The sequence below is a fragment of the Neobacillus novalis NBRC 102450 genome, assembly GCF_001591805.1.
GTDB classification, from domain to species: Bacteria; Bacillota; Bacilli; order Bacillales; family Cytobacillaceae; genus Neobacillus; species Neobacillus novalis.
Map to the genome: position 1 here is coordinate 390037 of NZ_BCVP01000009.1, position 25548 is coordinate 415584.

Below are 25548 nucleotides of genomic sequence, written 5' to 3' on the forward strand. Positions count from 1 at the left end.
GCCGAATTCGGTCTGTTATTTTTTTGATAAATTGTTCACTAGGTCACATTCAGGACACAAAACTAGTATATTCTTTTGGTTGTTATCATCGAAGAAGGAGTGTTTGTTTTGAGCAACTTAATTAAGCTAAGCTTGAAAAATTCAGTGGCGATCCTCTTGCTTGTGATTCTCGTGATTGCCAGCGGCGTCTATTCTACTAATAAAATAAGAGTAGAAACGTTTCCAAATGTTACATTTCCAGCCCTATTTGTCCAAGCATCCTATATGGGTCATTCAACACAAGAATTGGAAGAGCTGCTAACAAACCCAATTGAAGACAGTATAAAGCAGCAAAAAGGATATGACACATTAACCAGTACTTCTAGAAACAATGCGGCGACAGTCACCGTCAATTATCCTTACGGAACAGATATTGATAAACAAAAGACAAAGCTTGAAGAAGTCATTAGTAAGATAAAGGTGCCGGAAGGGGCAAAGGTTGAGGTTAAACAAATTGATATGGGCGGTCAAGCAGTCTATCAGGCTGCCATTACGGCTGATAACACAACACAAAATATCCAATCATTAATAGAGAGTGATCTTGTTCCAACACTTGAAAAAGTAGACGGAGTCGGGACTGTAACGCTTCAAGGGGCGAAGCAGCAGAAGGTTTCCATCGAGCTTAATCAAGAGCAAGCTAAGGAACATGGCATTACCTTACAAAATGTGAAAGACGCCATTCAATTGAAAAATTATAAAGTTTCACTTGGCCAAGTAAACAACGGTGGAACAAATATCCCGCTAGAGATGGCAGGGGATATTAAAAACCTCGATGAGTTAAATGACATTGAAATTACAGTAAGCCAAACAAATGGCCAAGCAAATTTTTCACAAAACGGGATGAAAAATAGTGTGTCCGGGCAACAGCCAAATGGCCTGAATCCGTCGCAGCAAGTCGTTCCGCAGCAAACGAAGGTAAAGCTTTCAGATATCGCTGAAGTCAAAACAACAACGAAACAAGAAGAAATTTCTCGTTTCAATGGTAAAGACAGCTACCTAGTCTCTGTGACAAAGACACAGGATGCCAATACAGCGGAAGCCGTCCGGAATGTAAAAGATAAAATCAACACATTTAAAAAGGACAACCATTTAACGCTTTATACCGTGCAGGATCAAGGAAAAGAAGTGGAATCATCGATTTCCTCACTTGTTAAGGAAGGCGGGTACGGTGTACTGTTTGCCGTGCTGATAATTCTGTTGTTCTTACGTAATATCCGTGCAACCTTGATTGCGGTCGTTTCGTTACCGTTATCGATTTTGGCTACTATTTCTTTATTGCATCAATTTGACTATACCCTTAATATCATGACACTTGGGGGAATGGCCGTTGCCGTTGGCCGAATAATTGATGACAGTATTGTTGTCATTGAAAATATTTTCCGCTGGCGTCAAGAACAGGGAGATAAACTAAGCATGAAGCAAGTAGCACTTCATGCGACAAAAGAAGTGTTTGGAGCGGTTACATCATCCACACTTGCAACACTGGTCGTCTTTTTGCCAATTTCTTTTGTTGGCGGGATTATTGGAGAGATGTTTCGGCCATTCGCACTCGCGGTAGTGTTTTCAATCTCTGTATCCTTAATCGTTGCCATCATCTTAATTCCGGTTTTAGGGAGCATGTTCTTTAAGAAAGTGAAACATGTCGAGAGGAAAAGCAGGTTAGCAGAACTTTACGAAAAGCTGTTAAGAGCGGCATTTCGAAAAAAAGGACTTGTCATTGCTTTATCGATTCTTCTGTTAATCGGTTCATTCGCGTTGATTCCTAAACTGGGGATTTCCTTCCTGCCTGCAAGCGAATCAAACGCAATGCAGGCAGATGTAACGGTTCCAAGTACGCTGAGTCTTGAACAAATGGATACTGTGGCAAAGAATGTGGAATCATTTTTAAAAAATCAACAAGCGATTGATTACAGTCAAGTATCTATCGGCATGTCAAATGGGCGTGCCATGCTAATGAGTGGCAGCAAAAATAAAATTAAACTGTTCATTCAATTGAAAAAGGGCGAAAAAGTAAATGATGTCTTAACTACGTATCAAAAAAATATTGAGGAAATCGTGCAGAAGCAATATCAAGATTCTATTGTGACAGTGAGCGAAACACAAAAAGGCGGACCTCCGTCAGGGAATACAATTGATATTCAGCTTTATAGTTCAGATTTAGCGAAGCTAACGGATGCGTCAGACAAAGTGACGTCATTATTAGCGAAAAACCATCAGTTGAAAAATATCACTAGTAACCTCGGTGATGAACAAACGAAATGGCAGCTTGTGATAAGCGATAATGGAGAAAAGGCCGGTGTTCAGTATCTTCAGCTTATGCAAGCCATTCGCGAGTATTTGTCGCCCGTCACGGTTGGTGAATACGAACTAAACGGAAATACGGAGGAAGTCACCTTAAGCTATGATAAAAAAGTGACTTCTAAAGAGGATATTGAAGGTATTGAAATAAAAACGTTGGCAGGTATCCAAAAAGTCAGTGATGTCGCTGCAATCAAAGAATTGAAGGTTCCAACAACTTTGTATCATGATGACGGTAAACCACTTGTCAAAGTGTCTGCCGTGATTAATGGAAACGACACTGCTAGTGTAACAAAGGAAGTTAAAAAAGATGTCAATGCCTTGTCATTACCGAGTGGAGTCGATATTCAATATGGCGGCGGGTTGAAAATGATTCAAGATGGTTTCTCTAATATGGGAATCGCCATGGGAGCAGCCATCGGCCTTGTGTTCTTAGTCCTTAGTGTGACATTTGGCGGCATATTGACACCGATTGTCATCCTATCCTCGTTGATTTTCGTGCCAATTGGGGCTCTCGGAGGATTACTAATTAGCGGACAGCCACTTTCCATGAGCGCATTAATTGGAATGCTGATGCTAATAGGTGTGGTTGTTACCAATGCCGTTGTGCTCCTCGACCGTGTGGAAGCAAATCGCAAAAAAGGAATTGAGCTACAAGAGGCTGTCGTCGAGGCAGCGAAGACGCGATTACGCCCAATCCTAATGACGGCCTTCGCGACTATTTTTGCTCTTGTCCCGCTTGCGATGTCAACATCAGAATCATCCGGGTTAATTTCAAAGGGTCTAGCCGTTACAGTAATCGGCGGTTTAACAACATCAACACTGTTAACCCTTATTTTTGTCCCTGTCTTCTATGCACTTATCGGCAAGTTTAGAAAGAATTTAACCTCAGAACTTTAATATGGGTTCTGGGTAAACAAAAGGCAGAAATAAAAAGTTGCAGTTTGTTTTAAGGCGCCTAATAGGTGCCTGTTTTTTATTATTGGGACAAGGTAAATCCTGGCACAAAGATACATAAATATAAATAAACTGGTGGGGAGTATACAAATTACCGGAGGTGTTTCAAAATGGTTTGTAACAAATGTGGTAAGCAGCTTGCGGATCATGCAAAGTTCTGTGACGGTTGTGGCGCAGCAATAAACAACGAACCACAGACGGAAAATACAGCCCCTGCTGCGAAAAATGAGGATCAAGATAATAAGGTGATTTTCGTGCTCTCGTATCTAGGAATCTTATTTTTCTTGCCGCTTGTTGCCTGCCCTAATTCTAAGGTTGGACGCTTTCATGCCAATCAAAGTCTTGTCCTGTTAATTACTGCAGTTGGCGGGCAAATTGTGTTGTCCATCATTTCAGCCATTTTGTGGCAATTGTGGATAGTAATGTCTTTAGTTTCTTCTTTATGGGGTCTGGCATTGTTCGCTTTGATGATTATTGGGATGGTAAATGCCTATAAGGGTGAACAAAAACCGCTGCCAATTATCGGGAATATATCAATTTTAAAGTGAATGAATTTGCCCAGTAATAAACAACTGATAGATGAGCTGAATGAAAGCAAAGAGCAATAAATGGAAGCTGTGTGGATGCAAGTGATCCCGCAGCTTTTATTATTTAATATTGGTAGTTCAAGACCCAAAGGTGTATGGTAAGAATGGAGATAATGGTGAAAAGAAATGGGGGTTTTTCAATGATTAAATTTGGGGTTATCGGACTCGGAGATATTGCGCAAAAGGCCTATCTGCCGGTCTATAGCAGTATGAAGAATGTTGAATTTCATTTTTATACTAGAAATCAAGAAAAGCTAAGGTCTATTGGCGGGCAATATCGTTTTGACCATCTTCATACTGATTTTGAGTCATTAGTCGAAAGCGGCATTGTTGGTGCTTTCGTCCATTCGGCGACAGCTTCGCACGAGGAAATTGTTCAGCGGCTCCTTAATCGTGGTATTCATGTGTTTGTTGATAAGCCGATTACTGACCATTTTGAGGGCGCGAAAAGACTTGTCGAATTTGCGGAAGAGAAAGGTCTTATTCTGATGACTGGCTTTAATCGCAGGTATGCACCTTCTTACCTGAAACTAAAGGAAGTCGCCAATCCAAATATGGTGATTGTCCAGAAAAACCGCAAAGGTCTTCCGGGTGAGCCACGGATCTTTATTTTTGATGATTTTATTCATGTCGTGGATACGCTGAGATATTTATTCCCACACCCAATTGAGGAGCTTCTCGTGAACGGCCGTATGGAGGGTGAAACACTTTATCACGTGGTCATTCAGTTTATTTCTAATGGGGCAACAGCGGTCGGGATTATGAATCGTGATAATGGGACGAACGAAGAAGTTGCCCAGGTTATGGGGCCAATGGAGAAAAGAACCGTTTCTAATGTCTCCCAGCTGATGATATCTAAAGACATGGAAAATATCGAGGTCCGGGGCAGTGACTGGGAATCGACCTTAAGGAAACGTGGCTTTGAGCAAATGGTTGCGGATTTCATTCAAGCTGTTCAAACAAATAGCTTGCCGATGATCTCAGCTGCGGATGCATTAGAGACCCATGAGATCTGCGAAAAAATCATTGCAAAATTGACTGAGTAGAACAAATCATTACTACTTTGCATTTGTCCGGAAATTGTAAAGATTTTTCCATTTAAACAAAGGGATATATGGTATCGTCTAAGTAAAGATACTGTTGTAGTTATCCTGCGAAAGGATGGATTAATCATGAGTAAACATGTAAAAGAACTTAACAATGGTCCAAATATTCAAAAGGAAAAAGAAATTGTTAATAAAATGATCGGTTTATATTGCCGTAAAAAGCATCACGGTGAAGAGCTTTGTGAGGAATGCCAGAATTTAAAAGACTATGCCTTTTTAAGACTTTCCCACTGCAGGTTCGGCGAAGAAAAAAGTGCCTGCTCCAATTGCAAAGTCCACTGCTATAAACCAAATTATCGACAACAGATGAAGAATGTAATGCGCCATGCAGGCCCATGGATGCTCCTATATCATCCGGTTTATTCAGTAAAACACTTGTTGAATAGGTAAGAGTATGGCGGTGATCGCGGCCGGGCTGTAAAATATCAAAAAAAAGGTTTCTGCCTCCATCCTTTCGATGGAAGCAGGAACCTTTTTTATTTCTTACCGAACACCTTTCATGAAGCCTTGAATCTTCGGTGATAGCATAAATAGCAAAATACCAAGCGCGATGGAAGCTCCACCGATCACACCAAAATAGGTCATTTCAGTTTCAGGTTTGTAAAATCTAACGAGTTGTGCATTGAGCCCTTGTGCAGCAGCATTTGATAAGAACCATAAGCTCATCGTTTGTGCTGAGAAGGCTGCTGGCGCTAACTTAGTAGTCGCTGATAAACCTACAGGTGATAATAATAATTCGCCGAATACACAAATTAAATAACTAAGAACAAGCCATAAAGGATTTACTAAAGAATTTGAACCGCCAAGGTAAGCTGGCAGTAAAATCACTAAGAATGATACCCCAGAGAAAAGCAGAGCGTACGAAAATTTTTGTGGAATCGTTGGCTGGCGTTTCCCCAATTTTACCCATAACCAAGCAAATATTGGTGCAAAAATTATAATAAATAATGGGTTTAATGATTGGAACCATGCCGGTGAAATGTGAATTCCTGCAAAATCTAATTGAGTACGTTCATCCGCATAGTTGGCAAGAATAGTGGAGCCTTGCTCTTGAATCGACCAAAACATAACCGATGCAATAAATAATGGTATATAAGCAAGAATACGCGAACGTTCGACAGCAGTTGTTTTCGTGCTGTTGTACATGACAACAAAATATATAATTGGAATCAAAAAGCCAAGAATGGTAACTAAATTGACAAATCCCTTAAATGTCAGTAGTCCGTTAGGGATTAAAATAGCACATATAATAGCAAGAATTACGACACAAATGCCAAAAATAGTAAAGGTTCTTTTCTTTTCAGATGGTGACATTGGATTTGCAATGATTGTACCAGCAAGTCCAAGGTTTTTCTTCTTTGTTAAAGTAAACATGACTAGTCCCAAAAACATGCCGACAGCGGCAATACCAAAACCAATGTGGAAGCTATAGTCCATTACGGCTCCAACAATTAGTGGAGAGATAAATGCCCCCATGTTAATCCCCATAACAAAAATGGTAAAACCTGCGTCACGACGATTGTCTTGTTCACTGTAAAGTTCACCGACAACGCTAGAAACGTTTGGCTTAAGCAATCCTGTACCAAGGACAATCAATACCATGGATACGAAGAACATGCTGACACTGCCAGGAATGGCGAGGACAATGTGTCCAAACATAATCAATACTCCACCGTAAAACACTGACTTCGATGTACCAAAGACTCTGTCAGCTAACCAGCCGCCAATAATTCCGGACATATAAACAAGTGATCCGTAAATGGACATGATCGAAAGCGCAAGGGTTTTATCAAGCCCCAAGCCGCCTTTAGAGACTTCGTAATACATATAGAATACAAGGATTGCCCGCATTCCATAATAAGAAAAACGCTCCCAGAATTCTGTGAAGAATAGTGTGAACAATCCTTTTGGATGTCCAAAAAATCCTGATTGCGGTACACTATCCACAATTTTCTGCCTATTTATATTTGACATAATCCAACCTCCTCTTATTATTTTATAATACTTATTAGGGTTTTGGGTTGTCAAAACTAATTTTTTGGTAAATAAGAGTTAAGCGCTTACAAACATTGATTTTACTAAGGTTTCGAAGAAATAAAATAAAAAAAGAAAGTTTTTTTGAAATAGTAAATAAATTCGAAAACGACTAATTATTTGCTCTAAATAGATAAATAGAATTAGTAATCTGTAAAATACTAGATTATTTTTGGAAACACGAAAAGCCCTTTGTCTGATTTGCAAACGAGGGCTTTATTATTATGAGAGAAGATTGGTTTTTTCTAACCTTGTTTTCACTTTAACCAGGGTTTTGGTTAAGGCTTCAGCTATTTTGGCAGAATCCCTTGTCTTTATCCATTTTTGCGGAATAATTCGATGGATGCAATTTCTGCTTTTTAAATAGCTATGGATAATCTGGGCTTTGTCGATATCATTCTTGCTTACTTTTTGCGATAAATGGTGTGCCTTAGAGTTAAAATAGCTCAAAATAGCAATCTTTATCTCATGAACCAGCTGCTCCAAGTTTATGACCGGTAACAAATATCTCTCACTAAATAAAACTATGTTCCCCTTAATAAGAAATAGTTTAATAGTGTCCTCAGTTAACGGTTCTATGATGACGATGTTTTTATTAGCTTCTGTGAAACCAATGACAGCTTCTTTTTTGATAAGAAAGTTTATGGCATCGAGGTAATTCCGATATTTTGCAGCAGTCTCAAAATCAAATTCCTCGGCTGCAAGTGACATTCTTTGTTTGATTTCTTCAAGAATACTTGTGTCTGAACCGTTCAGCAAGGCGATGATTTTATTCAGTATGTAATTGTACTGGGCAATTGCTTGTGGAGCCCCGGTGCACATTCCAAGGCATAATCCTAAGGAAAAATTCAAACATGGACTGTGCTTATTTGCAGGACTGCTGCAGCTTATTTGATAGAATTCTTTGAGTCCTTGAACGGCTTTTTCAACTGAATGTATACTGGTAAATGGCCCAAATGATAGATAGCCTCCCTTTTCGGGATTATTGCTTATTTCAAGTTTACGCGTGTCTTCTTTCATATCGATCAGGATATAGGTGTATGATTGCGGATTTTTCATTTTTTTATTAAATAATGGTTTAATATCCTGTATTAATTTACATTCCAATAAAAAGGCTTCAAATTCTGTATCTGTGAGGATAATTTCGAAATCGTTAATGTTTGCTTGCAGCTTTTTTATCTTTTGTGAGTGGGACTTAGAGTTTTGAAAGTAGGTCTGTACTCTGTTTTTTAAATTTTTTGCTTTCCCCACGTAAATGATTCTAGCAGAAGAATCTTTCATCAGGTAAACACCGGGGGATGCGGGCAGGTTTTTTACTTTGTCTTTTAAATTCATAGGAATACGTCCCTTCCTATAGCTTAAATCTTTATCATTTTACCACAAAGAATGGAATCTGCTGCAGAACTTCAAAGAACCATCCTAGAAAACTGCCTAGTTACCGGTGCAGTTTATAGAATGGTCCGTATTGTCAACCTTCTCATTTTGGATATCGTTTATATAGAATTATCAGTAAAACTAACATAACAAAATCTAAGCGTGCGTTAAAAGCAAATTGTACAAAGCCCGTGTGTAGTGTTGGAATTTTTGTTAAGAGAAGGGCTGTAATCATAATCGCAATTAAAGGAATTACTGCGTTTTTAACCGCTTTATTAACCAGTATTAGAATTCCACACCCTATCTCCAGCAATATTACAAGCTTAAGCAATATTTGTGGATAGGGAAGCCCTAAGCTCAGAAAACCATTAGCTAATTCAGCACTGATTAATTTCATTAATCCTGATGTAATGAAGACATAAGCAACAGCATAGCGGATAAGTTTATCTGAAGCTAAAGAAGTGTAATTGTTCATGTCCGTCCTCCTTTGTAAAACTCTATGCAGAAATAGGACAAACAAGCACTGAAAAACCATAAATGAAGCAAACCTATTTCTAACAAAGGGAATCTATAACGGTCATTCGCCAAAATCAGTAGTTTTCCATTACAGAAATTGTCTATTTTTGTCGAATCTATGGTGAAATAGACCTTCTTCTCTTATGATAAACAAGGGATATACCGTTCTACATGTAATAAGTAGAGAGAATTAAGGGGGATATGAAATGAAGTTTTGCGGAAATTGCGGGAAGGAACTTTCAGGTGCAGGGAGGTTCTGTAATTCTTGCGGCGCGCCGGTTGAACAGATGGAGGAAACAGCTTCTTCATTAGAATACGTTGAGACTAGAACAATACCAAAATTTAACTTCTCAAAAAAATGGGTGTTAATCACCATTGCAGCCTTGGTTTTAATCGGCGGGGGAACAGCAGTGGGAATGTTTTTCTTAAATAATAGTCCAAAAGAGCTTTTCTTACTTTCCGAGTACAACTCGTATCAGCAAATGGCAGACGATTGGAATACAATGTATGGAGATGATTTGGCATTTCAAGAAAAGCTTCTTGAAAGTCCATCAAGTTCAGAGATTAAGCTTTCTGGAAATTTAGATTTGGATGAAGGAAATATGGATTATCAAGAAGAAATGTTACTAGAATTATTAAAGCAGTCAGCAATCACTATCAAAACAAATCAGGATCCAATTAAACAAGCGAATCATTCTACAGTTGCACTAAATATCGATGGAACGAAAGCATTAGATGTTGAGTATGTACAAACAAAAAAACAGGCGGGTTTAAAAATACCGAAGATATATGACCAATTTTTTTACTTGAACTTTAATCAATATGGCGAGTTTATGCGGAAGGTTAATCCATATTATCAGGGGCCAGAGACACTTGAAATAAATACTTTACAATGGAATGAACTAAAGCTGAGCGAGAAGGAAAAAGAAAGCCTAACAAAGCGATACTCAAAATTCCTATTAACCGCAATGAAAGAGGAAAACTTTACGCTAAAAAAAGGAGTTAAGTTTGACCATGAAGGCGAATCACTTTCCTTGCGGGAAATTACCTTTAAACTTTCTCCAGCAGAAACGAACGCTTTCATAAACAGCTTTTTAGATCAATTAATAAAAGATGATGAATTACAAAAATTAATTACAGATCGCGTTGTGAAAGTTGCTAAAGCTGCCTCGTTAGATGACCAGGTTGGCAAGGATTTAACAGATAAAGCATATGTGAAAGAAGAGCTTATTTCAGGCTTAAAAGAATTGAAGAAGGAAATGAACAGGCTTAACTATCCAGACGGTTTCAAATATGTCTTATTAATTGATAAAAACAAACAAATTATTGACCGTAAAATCAACTTTGCTGTAGGCGAAAATAAAGAGTTTGCTAAGTTTGTCATCGAGACAAAACATGTTCCTCTGAATAATAATAAGATTTTTGAAGAAGTAAGTATCGGAATAGCTCCTAAGGATGCAGCGGAAGGAAAAATGGAATTGCGCTATACCAATACGATTACAAAGGATAAAGAGATAAGAAAAGAAGACGTAAAAGTGCTATTCACTTTCGAAAATCGAGGAGACATTGAATCAAAAGTGGATTTCACTATGAACTCATTATTTAAAGGAAAGAGCGCAAGCAAACAAACAGTGGAAAGAGATTTTAACCTGCGATTAGGGGGAGATCAATTTCGGGATGTTCCAGCTTTCAAGGGAAGTATTTATCAAACGAAAGATATCAGTTTGAAAGATAAATATTCCAATCAAAAATTTGATATTAAGCTTAATGTTCAGGACGTGCCCTCACCGGGAATCATTTCTCTGACAGTGGATGCAAAAACGAAGTTAAAAGAATCTATTAAACTTCCAAGTTTAAATGCAGGTGAGGGGAAAAATGTAGCTGAATTAACAGATGATGATATTAATGAAATCCTCTTTGAAATGGAAAACAGCATGGAAGGTATACTTGAGGATTTCGGATTAGCTGATTATTAATTATGAAGGATTTTTTCACTTTACTATTTTTTCAATTAAAAGCCTTGGTACATTCTTGGAAAATAACCGTGGTATTACTGCTAACCCCTATGCTGTTTTTTGCAGGCATAGGGTTAGTTTGCATCAAGCTTTTTAGCGAAGAAGCTCATGTGCAGCTTTTTGAAATTGCCATTGTGGATGAAGACCAGACACTAGAAACTAAGTATGTAATTGGGCAATTGCTAGACAACAGCCATCTTACAAAAGTAACGAAGGTAATTATCGTGGATTATGCCAGAGCGAGTAAGCTGATGAAAAAGAACAAAGTAGCAGCGATGATTGTGATTCCAGATGGATTTAGCCGGGATGTGAAAAAAGGACGAAACACCCCTGTAAAAGTCATTGGAAATGGGAAGCGCCCCTTGCAAGCACAATTAGTCCGCCATTTAATGGAGAGTGCAGCAAAACTGACTACAGCTGCACAAAGCGGAATTAATACGATTGATCATTTTTTAGCTGAAGAAGATGTTCCAAATAATGTCCGGAATGCCGAGTTTAAAAAAAGTCTTTTATCATTCTCGCTTCACATCCTTGGCAGGGGGACAATATTCGAGATGAAAGAGAAGAAAAGCCTATTTCAACAGGACATTCTTCAATATTATGTGATCTCATTTTACCTTCTTTTAATCATAATCTGGAGCTTTGGCTTCCATGTTTTACTGCGAGGAAGAATAAATGCGCCCCTTCGAAATCGGCTCAATTCTAGAGGAATAACGGAATGGAAAGAAAAATTCGCAGGTTTTGCCGCTATTGTTGTCAGTGTTTCACTGATTAGTTATTTACTATCCCTGCCAATTACCTGGTGGTTTGGCAGCACAGCGCTCAATAACGGTATCTTATTGTACATAGTTCTTATTGTTTTAACTTTTTCCGCCTTTTTCATGATGCTTGCGGTCCTAGTCTCGAATGATCAATTGTTTTTATTACTCGGAATCGGCTTGATCATTGTTGGATCAGTAGCAGGAGGGCATTTTATCCCTGCCATCTACTTTCCTGATTGGTTAGAACGAATCGGAACGTTCACAATAAACAGCTGGGCATTAAGGGGAATTTTTGATCCAACAGCCCTTCAATCGATACAAATGCTAGGGCTAATAACAATTTCCTGTTTGGTTTTTAGCGCCGTTTATTTAAAAACAGGCAATAGAAGGTGTAAATGGTGAATTTAAGTATTACCTATTTTAAAATTCGGGAGATTCTTCGTCACCCGCTGTCCCTTCTCTTGATCTTTTTCGTTCCACTGGGATTAACGCTTATTGTGGGTCACATGGTAGAAAAGGGCCAAAAACAACTTGAAATCCCGATAGCCATTATTGATGAAGATCATTCGGATTTTTCAAGATTACTAGTTGACAGAATATCGAGTCAAGCAAAACTCCATCTTTATAAGGTTTCAGGTGAGAATGCTGAGCGAATGCTGCTGAAAAATGATGTTGATAGTGTATTTGTGATCAAAAAAGGGTTCCAAAAGAGGCTGCTAACCGGGCAACGTGAAGAAATTATTGATGTTTGGACTTCCCCTTCTTCCATAGCTGAAGGAATTGTAAGAGAAGTGATTGCTAGTGAGACGGCCCGATTAACAAGTGATGTGAAAGCCGCAGATTGGGTTGTGAAGGTATTTAAGAATTTAGATATTCACATAGACCAGTCGAAAACCTGGAATGCCGCCTACCATTATACGGATAGTCAGTGGGAACCTGAGCCGTTGATGACAATTCAGTATGACCAACTTTATTTAGAAGAATCAGGAGAGGATAGGAAGGAATTAGGGGATTCCCCTTACCTGAGGCTGTGGACTTTTTTTACCATGTTAAGCTGCTTTTTAACATCCGATTGGATCATCCGCGAGAAGGGTGTCTTGTTTTTAAGAATTCAAAGCACCTATCATGGACTTGTGTCCTATCTGCTTCAAAGCACAGGTGCCCTTTTTCTTTTTCATAGCTTCCAGACAATGCTGGCTTTTTATATTTTTGGAAAAATAAATATCATCCAGATGCGGCCTGAACTTTTGATGTTGATGATTGTTTATCCGTTCGTCTGTATGGCATTAAGCGTTTGGTCGGCGAGCTTTACAAAGCAGATTGGCAGCTATTATATTGTAAGTTTTTTATTCGTAATAATTATTGGAATTTTAGGCGGAAGCTTTTTTCCTGTCCAGGAATTTTCGTCCACACTATTAAAGTTGTCTATGTTTTTTCCACAGAATTTACTGTTAAGTAATGATCAGGTGAAAATTCATACACCGCTTTTTGTTTCTGGAGCGATTGTTTTATGGATGCTTGCGATTCGGAGGTTAAGAGAAAAGCGATGATACAAATTGAAAATGTGAGTAAATATTATGGCAAAAAACCCTCACTTCAAGGTGTGACATTGAAGATAGAAAAAGGGGAGGTATTCGGTGTCCTTGGCCCTAATGGTGCAGGGAAATCGACGTTATTATCTATTTTGTCCACGATTTCCAAGCCTGCTGCCGGCAGGGTCGAAATCAATGGCCTTGACCTAAAAAAGCAAGCAAAACTAGTCAGGGAGCAAATTGGCTATGTCCCGCAGGATGTCGCATTATGGGAGCATTTAACAGTAAAGGACAACTTGATTTTTTGGAGTAAATTCTCCAAACAACGGGTGTCTAAAGAGGAACTTTATGAGCTTTGTCGGACCGTCCGTTTAGAGGAGAAATGGAATGAAAAGGTTTCAAGTTTATCTGGCGGCATGAAACGGAAATTAAATATCGCTGCTGCCTTAATTCATAATCCGGATATTCTGCTTATGGATGAGCCAACCGTTGGAATCGATATTCAGTCAAAGCTTGAGATTAATCAGTATATTAGAGATTTAGCCTGCCACGGAAAAACGATTGTTTATTCGACTCACGATATGAGTGAGATACTTTCCTTGTGTAACCGGATTGGGGTTTTAAAGAGTGGTGTTCTTCAGTTTTCGGGAACAATAGCCGAGGCAAGAGAAATGGTAAAAAGAAAAGGTTTCTTGCCTAATAGTGACGAGAAATTAATTTATTTTTTGTTACAAAGTGAGAGAGCTGAAAAGCCGCTGCCGTAAATTAAAGGCAGCGGCTTTTAGTTGCAGAATTTTTTTCAGAAAAAAAGGCATAATGGTTGTTGACATTGACGCTGCGTAAAGGAGTATCGTTTAGTTTAGGGAGGTGAACGGATGGAATATACAGTGCGAAAGCTGGGAAGTTTGGCAGGGGTTAGCACCAGAACGCTTCGGTATTATGACAAGATAGGCATTCTTAAGCCGGCAAGAATCAATTCATCAGGATACCGCATTTACGGGCAGAAGGAGGTTGACAGGCTGCAGCAAATCCTTTTTTACAGGGAATTAGGAGTCAGTTTGGATAGCATAAAGGAAATTGTCACCGCTCCTTCTTTCGATGGTGCTGCTGCACTTAGAGAGCATCGTAAAAAACTCCTTGAGAAAAAAGAGCAGTTGGAGTTATTAATAGCTAATGTCGATAAAACTATCGCATTAACGGAAGGGAGAATGGACATGTCAAATAAAGAAAAGTTTGAGGGATTTAAGAAAAAAATGATTGATGAGAATGAGGAGAAATATGGGGAAGAAATACGACAAAAGTATGGCAACGATACGGTAGATAAGTCTAATGCCAAATTACAGAATATGACTCAAGTACAACATGATGTGGTAACCGCTCTAGCGGAACAAATAACGGTAACATTAGCTGAAGCATTTAAAACGGGAAATCCAGCTGGTGAATTGGCTCAAAAAGCAGCCGAACTGCACAAGCAATGGCTTTGCTACTATTGGAATGAATACAGCAAGGAGGCCCATGCCGGTCTTGCGCAAATGTATGTCGATGATGAGAGATTCACAGCCTATTATGATAAAGAACAGCCAGGGACAGCGGAGTTTTTAAGAGATGCCATTCTCATTTACACTGGGTTGAAACATTAAGTCCAACGTGAATTCTACGACTCGGAGTCATAAGCGTGTCTAGTTGCGGCTTTTAGGGGCTAAAGTCGTAAGCCGTGCCCTAAAGAAGGTAAAAGTGCCTTCTTGCAGTGGTAGTCTTACGACTTTGTCCCAAAACATCCAGGGGTGCCGAGTCGAAAAGTCATCTGAGTTTCTTTTCTAACTTGAAAGATTAAGTAATAATTTAAATATTAACACGATTAAAAATATTTTAACATTAGACAAATAGTGACAACATTGGTGATACATAGATAGTAAAATACATATATATTAGGATATTTTAGGGGGGGAAGAGCGTGATTATGACAAAGGAAGAATTAGAGGAAATTGATCTAGAATGGATTCAGTTATTCATAGAAGCAAATAAAATAGGAATAAAGAAAGGAGAAATAAGAGAATTTCTAAATCAAAATAAAAAGAAGGTGTAGTCCTGTAAACATAGAAGCATGCCTCTCTGCTGCATTTTATACATTTCCATCTCACTTTTTCGTGAATTTAATGAATTCCAAGTAAAAGGCGAAGTCTTCCTTAGTAATCCCTTGCAGCACGGCATCATGTACTAGTTGAACCCAATCATCATCAATATTATGTTTACTTGAAGTATCTCCCCCTTGTTTTTGGTCTAATAGGTTCTCCACGTTAGTACCAAGCGACTTTGCCAATCTAGATAGTACAAGCAGGGACGGATTCTTTTGAATTCCTCTTTCAATACAACTTAAATATGATTTAGATACCCTAGATTTTTTAGAAAGTTCAGTAATGGAACACCCAGTTTGCATTCTCAAGAGTTTAACGCGAATTCCTATCATATGTATATTTCTCCTTTTATCATAAATTAATTGGAACAATCATTGCTATTAAAGGTTAAGTTAGCATCTCTCATTTCATTATAAAGAACAAATCTAATATTAAAAAGATATGAAATAATGAGATAAATAGAGATACGCAGAGAAAATTAAAGAAAAATGTTCTTTAAAACGAAGAAATGGCAGAATTCAGAATTTTTAAAAATGATACATTTGGACTATACTAAACTCATATATTGGTAAATTGAACAATAATATCAGCACTAATGTACGACTAGGTTTAGGGAGAGGCCAAAAAAATAAATATTGAGATGACTGATTGTCTGGACACGATTTGTATTTTGGGGGGAAGAAAGTGTGATTAATAGAAAAGCAGGATTAGAGGAAATTGATCAAGAATGGCTGCAACTAATACTTGAAGCTAAGAATATAGGAATAGTGAAAGAAGAGATTAGAGAATTCCTAATACAAAATGGAGTGAAAGATATTCTTATGGATAGTCATTAATTTTACAGCGATGGCTATTTATGAAAAAGTTTTTATTACCCTTACAAATTTCGACAAAATACGATTGTAAAGTATGATAGAGTAATCATAAAACTCAGTGAATTTTGATATTTCAGAGAAGTGTTTGATAACAGAACTGTCAGGTAGGTGTGTATATGAGTAAAGAACCAATTCTACAAATAAAAGACTTAAAGGTATCGTTTCAATCAGGAAAAAAATTCATCCCAGCAGTGGATGGTATTAGTTTTGATTTAAAAAATGGAGAAATTCTTGGTATTGTTGGCGAATCTGGGAGTGGTAAGAGTGTTACCTCTTTAGCGACGATGGGGTTGATTCCTTCCCCGCCAGGTAAAATCGAGAATGGTGAAATTTTTTTTGAAGGAAAAGATCTAAAAAATATTTCCGAAAAAGAATGGCGGAAAATCCGTGGAAATCAGATATCAATGATATTCCAGGAGCCGATGACGTCATTAAATCCGCTGTTTACGATAGGCAATCAGTTATTGGAAGCTATCCGATTACATACAGATCTAACAAAGGCACAATCAATAGTACGAAGTATCGAATTATTAAAGTTGGTCGGTATTCCGAGGGCAGAAGGGATTTTAAAAGAGCATCCTCACCAATTATCTGGTGGTATGAGACAGCGTGTTATGATTGCCATGGCCATGGCCTGTAATCCTAAGGTACTGATTGCGGATGAGCCTACAACAGCTCTCGATGTAACGATTCAAGCACAAATCCTCGCCTTAATGAAGGATCTGAATAAAAAAACAAATACCTCTATTATTCTCATTACACACGATTTAGGTGTGGTAGCAGAAATTTGCGAACGAGTAATTGTTATGTATTCCGGTCAAATCGTTGAACAGGGTGACGTACGTAAAATCTTAAAAGACCCGCAGCATCCATATACAAAAGGCCTGTTAAAATCCGTACCTGATCTAAGAGGAAAAAAAGACCGCCTCTACAGTATCCCGGGAACTGTCCCTTCCCCAGGTACTACCCTTAAGGGATGCAGATTCGCTGCAAGATGTGCGGAAGTATTCGGCAAATGCCGCGAGGAATCACCAGAATTATTTAAAACAGAAAAAGACGGACATGAAGTGCGCTGTTTCTTACATACATTAAATGAAAGGAGTGACAAACATGTCGGAGTTACTTCTTGAGGTAAATGGACTTAAAAAATATTTTCCGATTACTGGCGGCTTTTTAGGAAGAAAACAAGGCGAAGTCAAAGCGGTTGATGATGTTTCATTTTTTGTGAAAAAAGGCGAAACATTGGGTATTGTTGGTGAAAGCGGTTGCGGGAAATCGACAACTGGCCGCTTACTTATGAGATTGATTGAGGCGAGTGACGGAAAGATTGTTTTTGAAGATAAAGAGATTACCAGCATGTCAAAGTCAGAATTAAGAAAAACCCGGAGAGATATCCAGATGGTGTTCCAGGATCCATATGCCTCGTTAAACCCAAGGCACTCTATCGAACAAATCCTTGAGGAACCCCTTATTGTACATGGAATAGGGACAAGAGAAGAACGGAGAAAGCAAGTGAAGGATATGCTCGAGGTGGTTGGCTTAAGCAGTTACCATGCGAAAAGGTACCCGCACCAATTTAGCGGAGGGCAGCGTCAGCGGATTGGAATTGCGAAAGCATTGATGACAAAACCGAAGCTGATTATTGCAGATGAACCTGTATCAGCCCTTGACGTTTCCATTCAGGCCCAGGTTCTCAACCTAATGAAGGACATTCAGAAGGAATTTCAGCTTACGTACATATTTATTGCGCATGATTTAGGGGTTGTACGACATATTAGTGATCGTGTCGGCGTGATGTATTTAGGTAGATTAATAGAGTTAGCAGAAAGTGAAGAACTTTACGAAAATCCAAAACATCCCTATACAAAAGCACTCCTTTCAGCAGTTCCGGTACCTGATCCTGATATAAAAAAGAAAACTTTTTTAATCGAAGGAGAGCTGCCGAGTCCTGCCAATCCACCATCTGGCTGTGCATTTCATACAAGATGCGTTGAGTGCATGAATATTTGTAAATCTACCAGACCAGAGGAACACAATCTTAATGGTCATTATGTGGCATGTCACTTATTTAATGGGTGAGATGAAACGTTAAATGATAAATAAAACAACACAGGGGGTAAAAAATGAAAAAGAAAAGTACCACATTTAAAATGCTGCTAATTTCCTTGCTAGCTATTAGTATGTTCCTAGTAGGATGCAGCAACAATTCAAAGGAAACAGGTGGAAAAAAAGAGACTCCAACAACATCTAGTGAAGGCGGTTCCAAGAAGGATACGCTTGTTTATGGTCGCGGTGGAGATTCCACTTCCCTGGACCCGATTACTACGACTGAAGGGGAAGCCTATAAAGTAACAATTAACATTTATGAAACATTGTTAAATTACGGGGATCAGGATACTACGATTAATCCAGGGCTTGCGGAAAAAGTGGATGTATCTGACGATAAGTTAAAGTATACCTTCCATCTTCGCAAAGGTGTTAAATTCCATGATGGCACTGATTTTAATGCAGATGCAGTTGTCTATAACTTCAATCGCTGGATGAACGGGAATGACGAGCAATTCCCTTACTATTCGATGTTTGGCGGCTATAAGAAAGATGAAGGGCACGTAATTAAAGAAGTTAAAGCAGTTGATGAAAATACCGTAGAATTTGATTTGAAAAGGCCGCAAGCTCCGTTCCTTAAAAACATAGCGATGTCTGCGTTTGGTATTGCCAGCCCGGCAGCTATTGAGAAGTATGGCGATGATTTTAGGAACAACCCTGTCGGCACTGGTCCATTCAAATTCGTCGAATGGAAACAAAACGACAAGATTGTCCTTGAGAAAAACCCGGATTATTGGCAACAAGGTCTGCCAAAGTTAAACAAACTTATTTTCCGTGTTATTCCAGAAAATGCTGCGCGTCTTAACGCTCTTGCAAAAGGCGAGATCGATGTGATGGACGGTTTGAACAATTCTGATGAGGATACCGTTAAGAATAACCCAGATCTTCAAGTAATTGAGCGTCCGTCTAACAACATTGGATATATTGGTTTGAATACAACGAAAAAACCATTGGATAATAAGCTTGTCCGCCAAGCGATTAACCATGCAGTTGATAAGAAAACAATTATTGATGCGTTTTACGGCGGAAAGGCTCTTCCAGCCAAGAACCCAATGCCTCCTTCTATTGAAGGGTATAACGATGCTATTGAAGAATACACATACGATTTAGAAAAAGCGAAAGCATTATTGAAAGAAGCAGGGTTAGAAAAAGGATTTGAAATAGACCTATGGGCAATGCCTGTTGCACGCCCATATATGCCTGAAGCACAAAAGGTCGCAGAGGTTATCCAAGAAAGTTTAAGCAAAGTTGGAATTAAAGCAAATATCCAATCTGTCGACTGGGCTACTTATTTAGAAAAGGCAAGAAAAGGAGAGTTTGGCATCTTTATGCTAGGCTGGACAGGTGACAATGGAGACCCTGATAACTTCATCTATACATTGCTTGATAAAGACAGCATTGGAAGTAATAACTACGCTCAGTACAGCAATGACGAGCTCCATAATATTTTAATTGAAGCACAAACCGAAACAGATCAAACTAAACGCAATGATCTATATAAGAAAGCTCAAGAAATCATCCATGAAGACGCACCATGGGTTCCACTTGTTCACTCAACACCATTATTGGCTGCAGCTAAAGACGTACAGAACTACTTGCCGCACCCAACCGGTTCTGAGTCCCTACTCAAAGTTGAATTTAAATAATCACAGGAGAAAGGGGGGGTAACTTTGCCTCCCCTTTTGTTAACAACGTTAAAATAATTTTAAAAGAAGAGGTGATTAAGCTGCTTACGTATACAGCTAGAAGAATATTTTCGTTAATTCCCGTCTTACTCGGTATGACCCTCATTGTTTTTGCCATTATTCATGCCATTCCAGGGAATCCTGCGCAGGTAATTCTAGGGCAAAGAGCAACTGAGCAGGCAATTGCGGAAGTAACCAAACAATTAGGCTTGGACAAGCCTTGGTACATACAATACTTTGATTATCTTAACAATCTCATTCATGGGGATTTGGGTAATTCTCTAAGGACGAGAGGACCTATTAATGAAGAAATATGGCCATATTTGACAGCAACGGCTGAATTAACAATCGTGGCGATGTTTATTGCTATCGTTATAGGGGTAAATGCAGGGATTATTAGTGCATGGTTTTCCAAATCATGGTTTGATTATGTAGCAATGGTATTGGCCCTAATTGGTGTATCCATGCCAATTTTTTGGTTAGGTTTAATGGAGCAATGGGTTTTTTCTATTGAATTAAACTGGCTACCAACGACCGGAAGAGAAAATGTAAGGGATCCCATTACAGCAATTACCAATTTCTATTTGATTGATACACTTTTGCAAGGCAGGATGGATCATTTTATCACCGCTGTTAAGCATCTGGTAATGCCGAGTGCTGCACTTGCGACCATTCCGATGGCGATTATCGCGAGAATGACTCGCGCCACGATGTTGGAGGTAATGAAGTCGGATTATATTCGTACAGCCAGGGCAAAGGGTTTGAGAATGTTTTGGGTAGTGTATAAGCACTCATTAAAAAATGCGATTATTCCGGTTCTTACGGTAATCGGTCTACAGACAGGCCTTTTATTGGGAGGAGCAATCCTGACGGAGACCATCTTCAGCTGGCCAGGGATTGGACGGTATTTATATGATGCGATTACTTTTCGTGATTATCCTGTCATCCAGTCTGGAATTCTAATAATCGCCGCTATCTTTGTATTAATAAATTTAATTGTGGATCTATTGTATGTCTTGGTCGATCCTAGAATTAAATATTCGAAATAAAGGAGGTAACAGCAGTGGCAGAGATTGTAAAAAATTCGGCAGAAATTACTATGACCCCCATCCAAGAAAAACTGACACCTCCGTGGAAGGAGGCATGGCAGTCCTTTTATAAAAATAAATTGGCGGTCATTGGCTTAGGTATTGTTATCTTTTTTATCGTAATCGCGCTTGTTTCCCCGTGGATTGCTCCATATAGTTTTAAAGACCAGATAATGGCTGAACGGATGCAGGCACCTTCGAGCAAGCATTGGTTCGGGACAGATGATTTTGGCCGGGATATCTTTTCACGAGTGTTATACGGTGCGCGTATTTCTCTATGGGTTGGTTTCTTCTCTGTATTAGGTTCTGTGGTAGTGGGAACGACTCTTGGCATTGTGGCAGGATACTATGGCCGCTTTGTTGACACCTTAATCTCCCGTATTTTCGATATTATGCTAGCTTTCCCAAGTATTCTATTGGCGATTGCGGTTGTTGCAATATTGGGTCCTTCATTACAAAATGCACTTATTGCGATAGCTGTGATCAATATTCCGAATTTTGGGCGATTAGTCCGTTCAAGGGTTCTAAGTGTAAAACAAGAAGAGTATATAATGGCGGCTAAAGCGGTTGGAATGTTAGATGCCCGGATTCTCCTTCGCCATATTTTGCCGAATAGTATTTCGCCAGTGATTGTTCAAGCAACATTGGCCATTGCAACCGCAATAATTGAGGCGGCGGCACTTGGATTTCTTGGATTGGGCGCAACAGCCCCTACACCTGAGTGGGGGAAAATGCTTGCGGATTCTAAAAACTACATTACAAATGCACCTTGGACATTATTTTTTCCAGGTATGGCGATTATGCTGACAGTGCTCGGGTTCAACTTAATGGGTGATGGTTTACGAGATGTTCTTGATCCGAAAATGAAGCAATAAAAGAAGAGACTCAAACTTGAGTCTCTTCTTTTATTGGACATTGGGGAATTTTGAGATAAATTTTTACTGAATATATAAATTTTTCAAAAAATGGGGAAAAAGAAAGAAATAACTCAAAAAACGAAGGAAATTGTACTTTATAAAGGAAAAATGTTTGTATTCCCAACTTTAAAAACATATAAAAACAGGTTATACTTTTCTTGGGCGTTCTTTATAAAGAAATGATAGAACCTCAATAAAAAATGGTGTTTATTTTTACTATCACCAGACTAGTTACTACTTTAATTAGAGGTGAGGTGATCGAAAGTCTTAATAGGTATATATGTAATGCATAACTAGTAGAATGCTAGTGAGATGGCGGTAGGATTAATATTTAGGCAATTCACAAAAATAGAGGAGGAAACAAAGTGAGTATTAAGAAAAAATTTGGTTTAGGTTTAGCATCAGCAGCACTAGGATTATCTTTAATTGGCGGAGGTACATATGCATTCTTCAGCGATACAGAAGTAACGCATAATACATTTGCTGCAGGTACATTGGATTTATCTGTTGATCCTGGTATGCTTGTTAACCTTAAAGATCTTAAACCTGGCGACACGATGGTACGTGATTTCAAATTAGCCAACAAGGGCTCATTGAAAATCAAAGATGTGAAATTAAAAACGGATTATACGGTCATTGATGTTAAAGGTGACAATGGTGCTGCAGATTTCGGAAAACATATTATGGTGAGATTCTTATGGAATTGGGACAAAGAAAATGAACCTATTTTTGAAACGACACTGGCAGATTTAAAAGCAATGAGCCCAGATCTTGTTCAGAAGTCCATTTTAGATCCATTTTTTAAGAAAAATAGTGGACTTGAACCTGGTGCAGTAAATGACCTATGGGTACAGTTTGACTTCTTAGATAACGGCCAGGATCAAAACATTTTCCAAGGTGACACTCTTAAACTTGATTGGACATTTATCGCATCACAAATGGCTGGGGATGCAAAATAAATCTATGTGATTTTTGCCAACTTAAAAATAATAGAATTGTAGGAAGGATCATCAGGGAGAGTTTGAAAACAAATACCTACATAAAAAGTAGGTTATTATCCAATAGGGAGGAAAATTACTTTGAAGTTGAGAACTAAGTTTGCCGCATTATCAACCACGATATTGCTTGCGATGTCTTCAACATCCGCTTTTGCAGCGGACCCAGGGCTAGACAAAATGCCTGGTCATATGGATCCCCAGTCATGGGTGAATCCAGAGAATATGACATGGAATGATTATAAACCGGTTCCGGGCATTAACTGGAGCACCGATAATATTCAGCCGGAAATAGGTCTTAAAGGGGCATTGATTTTAGTAGACTTCCCCGATCAAGATTTTATCTTGACCAAACCTAAGGGGTCTGACCCAGCGGGTAATCCACAAATCAATGCCATTTCTCGCGAGGACCTTCCGGAGTTTTGGAAAAATTACCTGAATGTCCCAAGTGAAATGAACCATTACCAGACCATTGATGGGTTTTGGAAAGAGAATTCCTACGGAAAATGGGGCGTAACATTTGATTCTTATGGCGTCTATCGTTTGAGTAAAAATGAATTTGAGTACGGGCTTGACAGTTTTAATTCTGGCTACCTGCCAAAGCAATATAAAGTTGGAAACCTTTTTAATGATGGTTTGCAAGCAGCGGCAAACGATATATTAGCATCTGGAAAAGACTATGACTTTGCGTTCATCGTTCATGCCGGCTATGACGAATCAACCATATGGCAGGAACTTGGTGAAATGATGTTTCCGAATAAAGAAGCAATACCCGAAGCGTTTGGACCAAAGGGTTTGCCGGGATTTGAAGACATGCCAAACTGGACGAGCACCCGTTATGTGCCATGGACTTCCTGGCTAGCAGGCAAAAGTATTTGGTCTGCCATGTCGAGTTCAACGCTCAACGGCAAAAAGATTAATCTTTCTATTCAAGGCGAAAGTGATGGCATGTCCGTATTTGCTCACGAATTTGGCCATGTTAAGGGGCTTGGCGATAATTACAATAATGCGGCATTAGACCCTCGAACTTATTCTGGTTATTGGGAAACGATGAGCCGCGGTGCATTCAATGGTCCAGGTGGAACGCACACCCGCTGGATGATTCCAGCTTCCCAGGGTTCTACCATGCCGGCACCACATATGCTGCGAAATAAAATGAAACAGGGATTCCTTTCCAATAATGAAATCCTGCAGCTAAACAATAATGATTTAAAAGTGTCTGGACCGCTGTTTGCGGATATTATTGGGCGTGAAATACCGGTTGGAAGTAAATATGGCAGAACTGGACTCCACGGTATCAACATTAGCATGACAGATGCAACGCCAACTAATTACCTAACAGGCGACTGGCGTAACGATATGCCTTCAAGAGCAGTGTACAATAACTACACTATTGAAGTGGTAGACCGCGTAGGTGCGGATTCCTTCGCAGCCGATTCCGGTGTATTGATTGCAAAGACGAAAAATGCGGAGAGTGCCCCGTTCATTTGGGTAGTTGATTCACATCCGGAGAATATCACTCTAAAAGACTTTACAAGACCTGACGGCACAACAGCAATGGTTACCAAGGGTGACCCACGGCAAGCTCTTGATGCTTTATTCCATGCAGGGAATGGTGGAACTTTGGTCAGTGGAAAATTCGATGGTTCCATTGGCAAGGATACAGTTGTCAGTGAGTACATCGATCCGTACAATAAACTTCATTTCTATATTTTAGGGAAATCCAAGGATGCGGACGGCGCACTTCATTATCAGGTTGCCGTCCGTAACACTGACGGCGCAGGTGCCTACAAACGCGGAGTGAATGTAAGCGCTAGTACTGTACAACCTGCAGTTGAGGGCAAAGTGGCAGTCTATCATTTTAATGTCACTAATACAGGTGAAGCAAAGGATCTTATTCGTGTCAACGCTTCCGCAGGTGCTGATTGGACAGTTCAGCTTGATCACAACGTATTGGCTGTGGAGCCTGGTAAAACTGTCGATGTACCTGTATACGTAAAAATTCCGAAGGGCAAGACAGCTCCGGCTAACCTTACTTTCACGGCTACTTCAGAGACTGATGCCAAGCAAAGCGTAACCGAAACCAATGTTTTGCCGAGCAGCTTAAGCGCAACCGGTCTAAGTTTTGTTATTGATAGCTTTGACAAGGCGGGAGCCTTCAAAGCTGGAGCAGCGCAAGCTTTGAAAATTCATTTGGCGGGCGTTGCCCAATTTGAAAAGACAGGATCTGCGGACAAAGTTGTCAAACAAATGAATGGCTTTAAAGTACTGTTGGATCAAAATAAAAATACGAATGCAATCTCTGAGAAAGCATATAACAGTTTGAAAGCAAATGTCGATGCAATGATTCAGGTCTGGCAATAGGTTAGATTCACTGTTTTGTAAATACCTTCTGTGCCGGTGCGCCTGGCACAGCGGGTAATAAATATCGTGGGCATCTATACGGGGTTTTCAATTTTCTATATCGGTTATATCGGCCGCTTTTCAAAAAAAAGCCCTGAAAAAGGGGAAAAAACTTAAGGAGGAGA

The 25548-nt window shown here is 39.2% G+C and carries 22 protein-coding genes; 18 read left to right on the forward strand and 4 right to left on the reverse strand.

Annotated elements, in window-relative coordinates; all coding sequences use genetic code 11:
- Nucleotides 1-108 precede the first annotated feature (108 nt).
- The 4 genes from BANVL01_RS07810 (at nucleotide 109) to BANVL01_RS07825 (ending at nucleotide 5377) form a co-directional block, all read left to right on the forward strand.
- A complete protein-coding gene (locus tag BANVL01_RS07810) occupies nucleotides 109-3237 on the forward strand; it encodes an efflux RND transporter permease subunit (RefSeq protein ID WP_066083708.1) in 3129 nt (1042 codons plus the stop codon).
- A gap of 167 nt (nucleotides 3238-3404) precedes the next feature.
- Nucleotides 3405-3842, forward strand: coding sequence for a DUF4870 domain-containing protein (locus BANVL01_RS07815; protein ID WP_066083712.1), 438 nt, complete (start codon nucleotides 3405-3407; stop codon nucleotides 3840-3842).
- A gap of 179 nt (nucleotides 3843-4021) precedes the next feature.
- The gene (locus BANVL01_RS07820; RefSeq protein WP_066083713.1) at nucleotides 4022-4927 is read left to right on the forward strand and encodes a Gfo/Idh/MocA family protein; all 906 of its coding nucleotides are present in this window, start codon (nucleotides 4022-4024) and stop codon (nucleotides 4925-4927) included.
- Between the two features lie 126 nt (nucleotides 4928-5053).
- Entirely contained in the window at nucleotides 5054-5377 is a 324-nt protein-coding gene (locus BANVL01_RS07825; RefSeq protein WP_066083714.1) for a nitrous oxide-stimulated promoter family protein, read from the forward strand.
- Nucleotides 5378-5470: 93 nt separating this feature from the next.
- On the opposite strand, the gene BANVL01_RS07830 is transcribed toward BANVL01_RS07825, so the two are convergent.
- The 3 genes from BANVL01_RS07830 to BANVL01_RS07840 form a co-directional block, all read right to left on the reverse strand.
- Complete coding sequence (locus BANVL01_RS07830; RefSeq protein WP_066083716.1) at nucleotides 5471-6961, reverse strand: peptide MFS transporter; 1491 nt, start codon at nucleotides 6959-6961, stop codon at nucleotides 5471-5473.
- A 282-nt stretch (nucleotides 6962-7243) separates the two neighbouring features.
- Entirely contained in the window at nucleotides 7244-8356 is a 1113-nt protein-coding gene (locus BANVL01_RS07835) for a GIY-YIG nuclease family protein (protein ID WP_066083717.1), read from the reverse strand.
- Nucleotides 8357-8498: 142 nt separating this feature from the next.
- On the reverse strand, nucleotides 8499-8870 hold the full coding sequence (locus BANVL01_RS07840) for a DoxX family protein (RefSeq protein ID WP_066083721.1): 372 nt from the start codon (nucleotides 8868-8870) through the stop codon (nucleotides 8499-8501).
- Nucleotides 8871-9117: 247 nt separating this feature from the next.
- Between BANVL01_RS07840 and BANVL01_RS07845 the strand changes: the two genes are divergently transcribed.
- From BANVL01_RS07845 to sinI, 6 genes are all read left to right on the forward strand, one after another.
- Nucleotides 9118-10887: a zinc ribbon domain-containing protein gene (locus BANVL01_RS07845; protein WP_066083722.1), complete on the forward strand. Its 1770-nt coding sequence runs from the start codon at nucleotides 9118-9120 to the stop codon at nucleotides 10885-10887.
- 2 nt (nucleotides 10888-10889) lie between these two features.
- Nucleotides 10890-12089, forward strand: coding sequence for an ABC transporter permease (locus tag BANVL01_RS07850; RefSeq protein ID WP_066083724.1), 1200 nt, complete (start codon nucleotides 10890-10892; stop codon nucleotides 12087-12089).
- Nucleotides 12083-13237 carry an ABC transporter permease gene (locus tag BANVL01_RS07855; protein WP_066083727.1) on the forward strand — a complete coding sequence of 385 codons (1155 nt, stop codon included), beginning with the start codon at nucleotides 12083-12085 and terminating at the stop codon, nucleotides 13235-13237. The genes BANVL01_RS07850 and BANVL01_RS07855 overlap by 7 nt, the downstream gene beginning before the upstream one ends.
- Complete coding sequence (locus BANVL01_RS07860) at nucleotides 13234-13983, forward strand: ABC transporter ATP-binding protein (RefSeq protein ID WP_066083728.1); 750 nt, start codon at nucleotides 13234-13236, stop codon at nucleotides 13981-13983. The genes BANVL01_RS07855 and BANVL01_RS07860 overlap by 4 nt, the downstream gene beginning before the upstream one ends.
- A 111-nt stretch (nucleotides 13984-14094) precedes the next feature.
- Nucleotides 14095-14859 carry a MerR family transcriptional regulator gene (locus BANVL01_RS07865; RefSeq protein WP_066083729.1) on the forward strand — a complete coding sequence of 255 codons (765 nt, stop codon included), beginning with the start codon at nucleotides 14095-14097 and terminating at the stop codon, nucleotides 14857-14859.
- A gap of 320 nt (nucleotides 14860-15179) precedes the next feature.
- On the forward strand, nucleotides 15180-15305 hold the full coding sequence (sinI, locus tag BANVL01_RS26630) for a DNA-binding anti-repressor SinI (RefSeq protein WP_156482220.1): 126 nt from the start codon (nucleotides 15180-15182) through the stop codon (nucleotides 15303-15305).
- Between the two features lie 51 nt (nucleotides 15306-15356).
- Here the strand turns inward: sinI and BANVL01_RS07870 are convergent, their stop codons facing one another.
- On the reverse strand, nucleotides 15357-15686 hold the full coding sequence (locus tag BANVL01_RS07870; RefSeq protein WP_066083731.1) for a helix-turn-helix domain-containing protein: 330 nt from the start codon (nucleotides 15684-15686) through the stop codon (nucleotides 15357-15359).
- Nucleotides 15687-16040: 354 nt separating this feature from the next.
- Here BANVL01_RS07870 and BANVL01_RS26635 point away from each other — a divergent pair, with 354 nt between their 5' ends.
- From BANVL01_RS26635 to BANVL01_RS07905, 8 genes are all read left to right on the forward strand, one after another.
- Nucleotides 16041-16190 (forward strand): anti-repressor SinI family protein, encoded by a 150-nt coding sequence (locus BANVL01_RS26635; RefSeq protein ID WP_082804905.1) that lies wholly within the window; start codon nucleotides 16041-16043, stop codon nucleotides 16188-16190.
- Nucleotides 16191-16345: 155 nt separating this feature from the next.
- The gene (locus BANVL01_RS07875; RefSeq protein WP_066083732.1) at nucleotides 16346-17359 is read left to right on the forward strand and encodes an ABC transporter ATP-binding protein; all 1014 of its coding nucleotides are present in this window, start codon (nucleotides 16346-16348) and stop codon (nucleotides 17357-17359) included.
- Complete coding sequence (locus BANVL01_RS07880) at nucleotides 17340-18308, forward strand: ABC transporter ATP-binding protein (RefSeq protein WP_066083734.1); 969 nt, start codon at nucleotides 17340-17342, stop codon at nucleotides 18306-18308. The genes BANVL01_RS07875 and BANVL01_RS07880 overlap by 20 nt, the downstream gene beginning before the upstream one ends.
- 44 nt (nucleotides 18309-18352) lie before the next feature.
- The gene (locus BANVL01_RS07885) at nucleotides 18353-19981 is read left to right on the forward strand and encodes an ABC transporter substrate-binding protein (RefSeq protein ID WP_066083736.1); all 1629 of its coding nucleotides are present in this window, start codon (nucleotides 18353-18355) and stop codon (nucleotides 19979-19981) included.
- Between the two features lie 80 nt (nucleotides 19982-20061).
- The gene (locus tag BANVL01_RS07890) at nucleotides 20062-21069 is read left to right on the forward strand and encodes an ABC transporter permease (RefSeq protein ID WP_066096190.1); all 1008 of its coding nucleotides are present in this window, start codon (nucleotides 20062-20064) and stop codon (nucleotides 21067-21069) included.
- Nucleotides 21070-21119: 50 nt separating this feature from the next.
- A complete protein-coding gene (locus BANVL01_RS07895) occupies nucleotides 21120-21983 on the forward strand; it encodes an ABC transporter permease (protein ID WP_066096193.1) in 864 nt (287 codons plus the stop codon).
- Between the two features lie 407 nt (nucleotides 21984-22390).
- Entirely contained in the window at nucleotides 22391-22984 is a 594-nt protein-coding gene (locus tag BANVL01_RS07900; RefSeq protein ID WP_066083737.1) for a CalY family protein, read from the forward strand.
- A gap of 120 nt (nucleotides 22985-23104) precedes the next feature.
- A complete protein-coding gene (locus tag BANVL01_RS07905; RefSeq protein WP_066083740.1) occupies nucleotides 23105-25384 on the forward strand; it encodes an FIMAH domain-containing protein in 2280 nt (759 codons plus the stop codon).
- Nucleotides 25385-25548 lie beyond the last annotated feature (164 nt).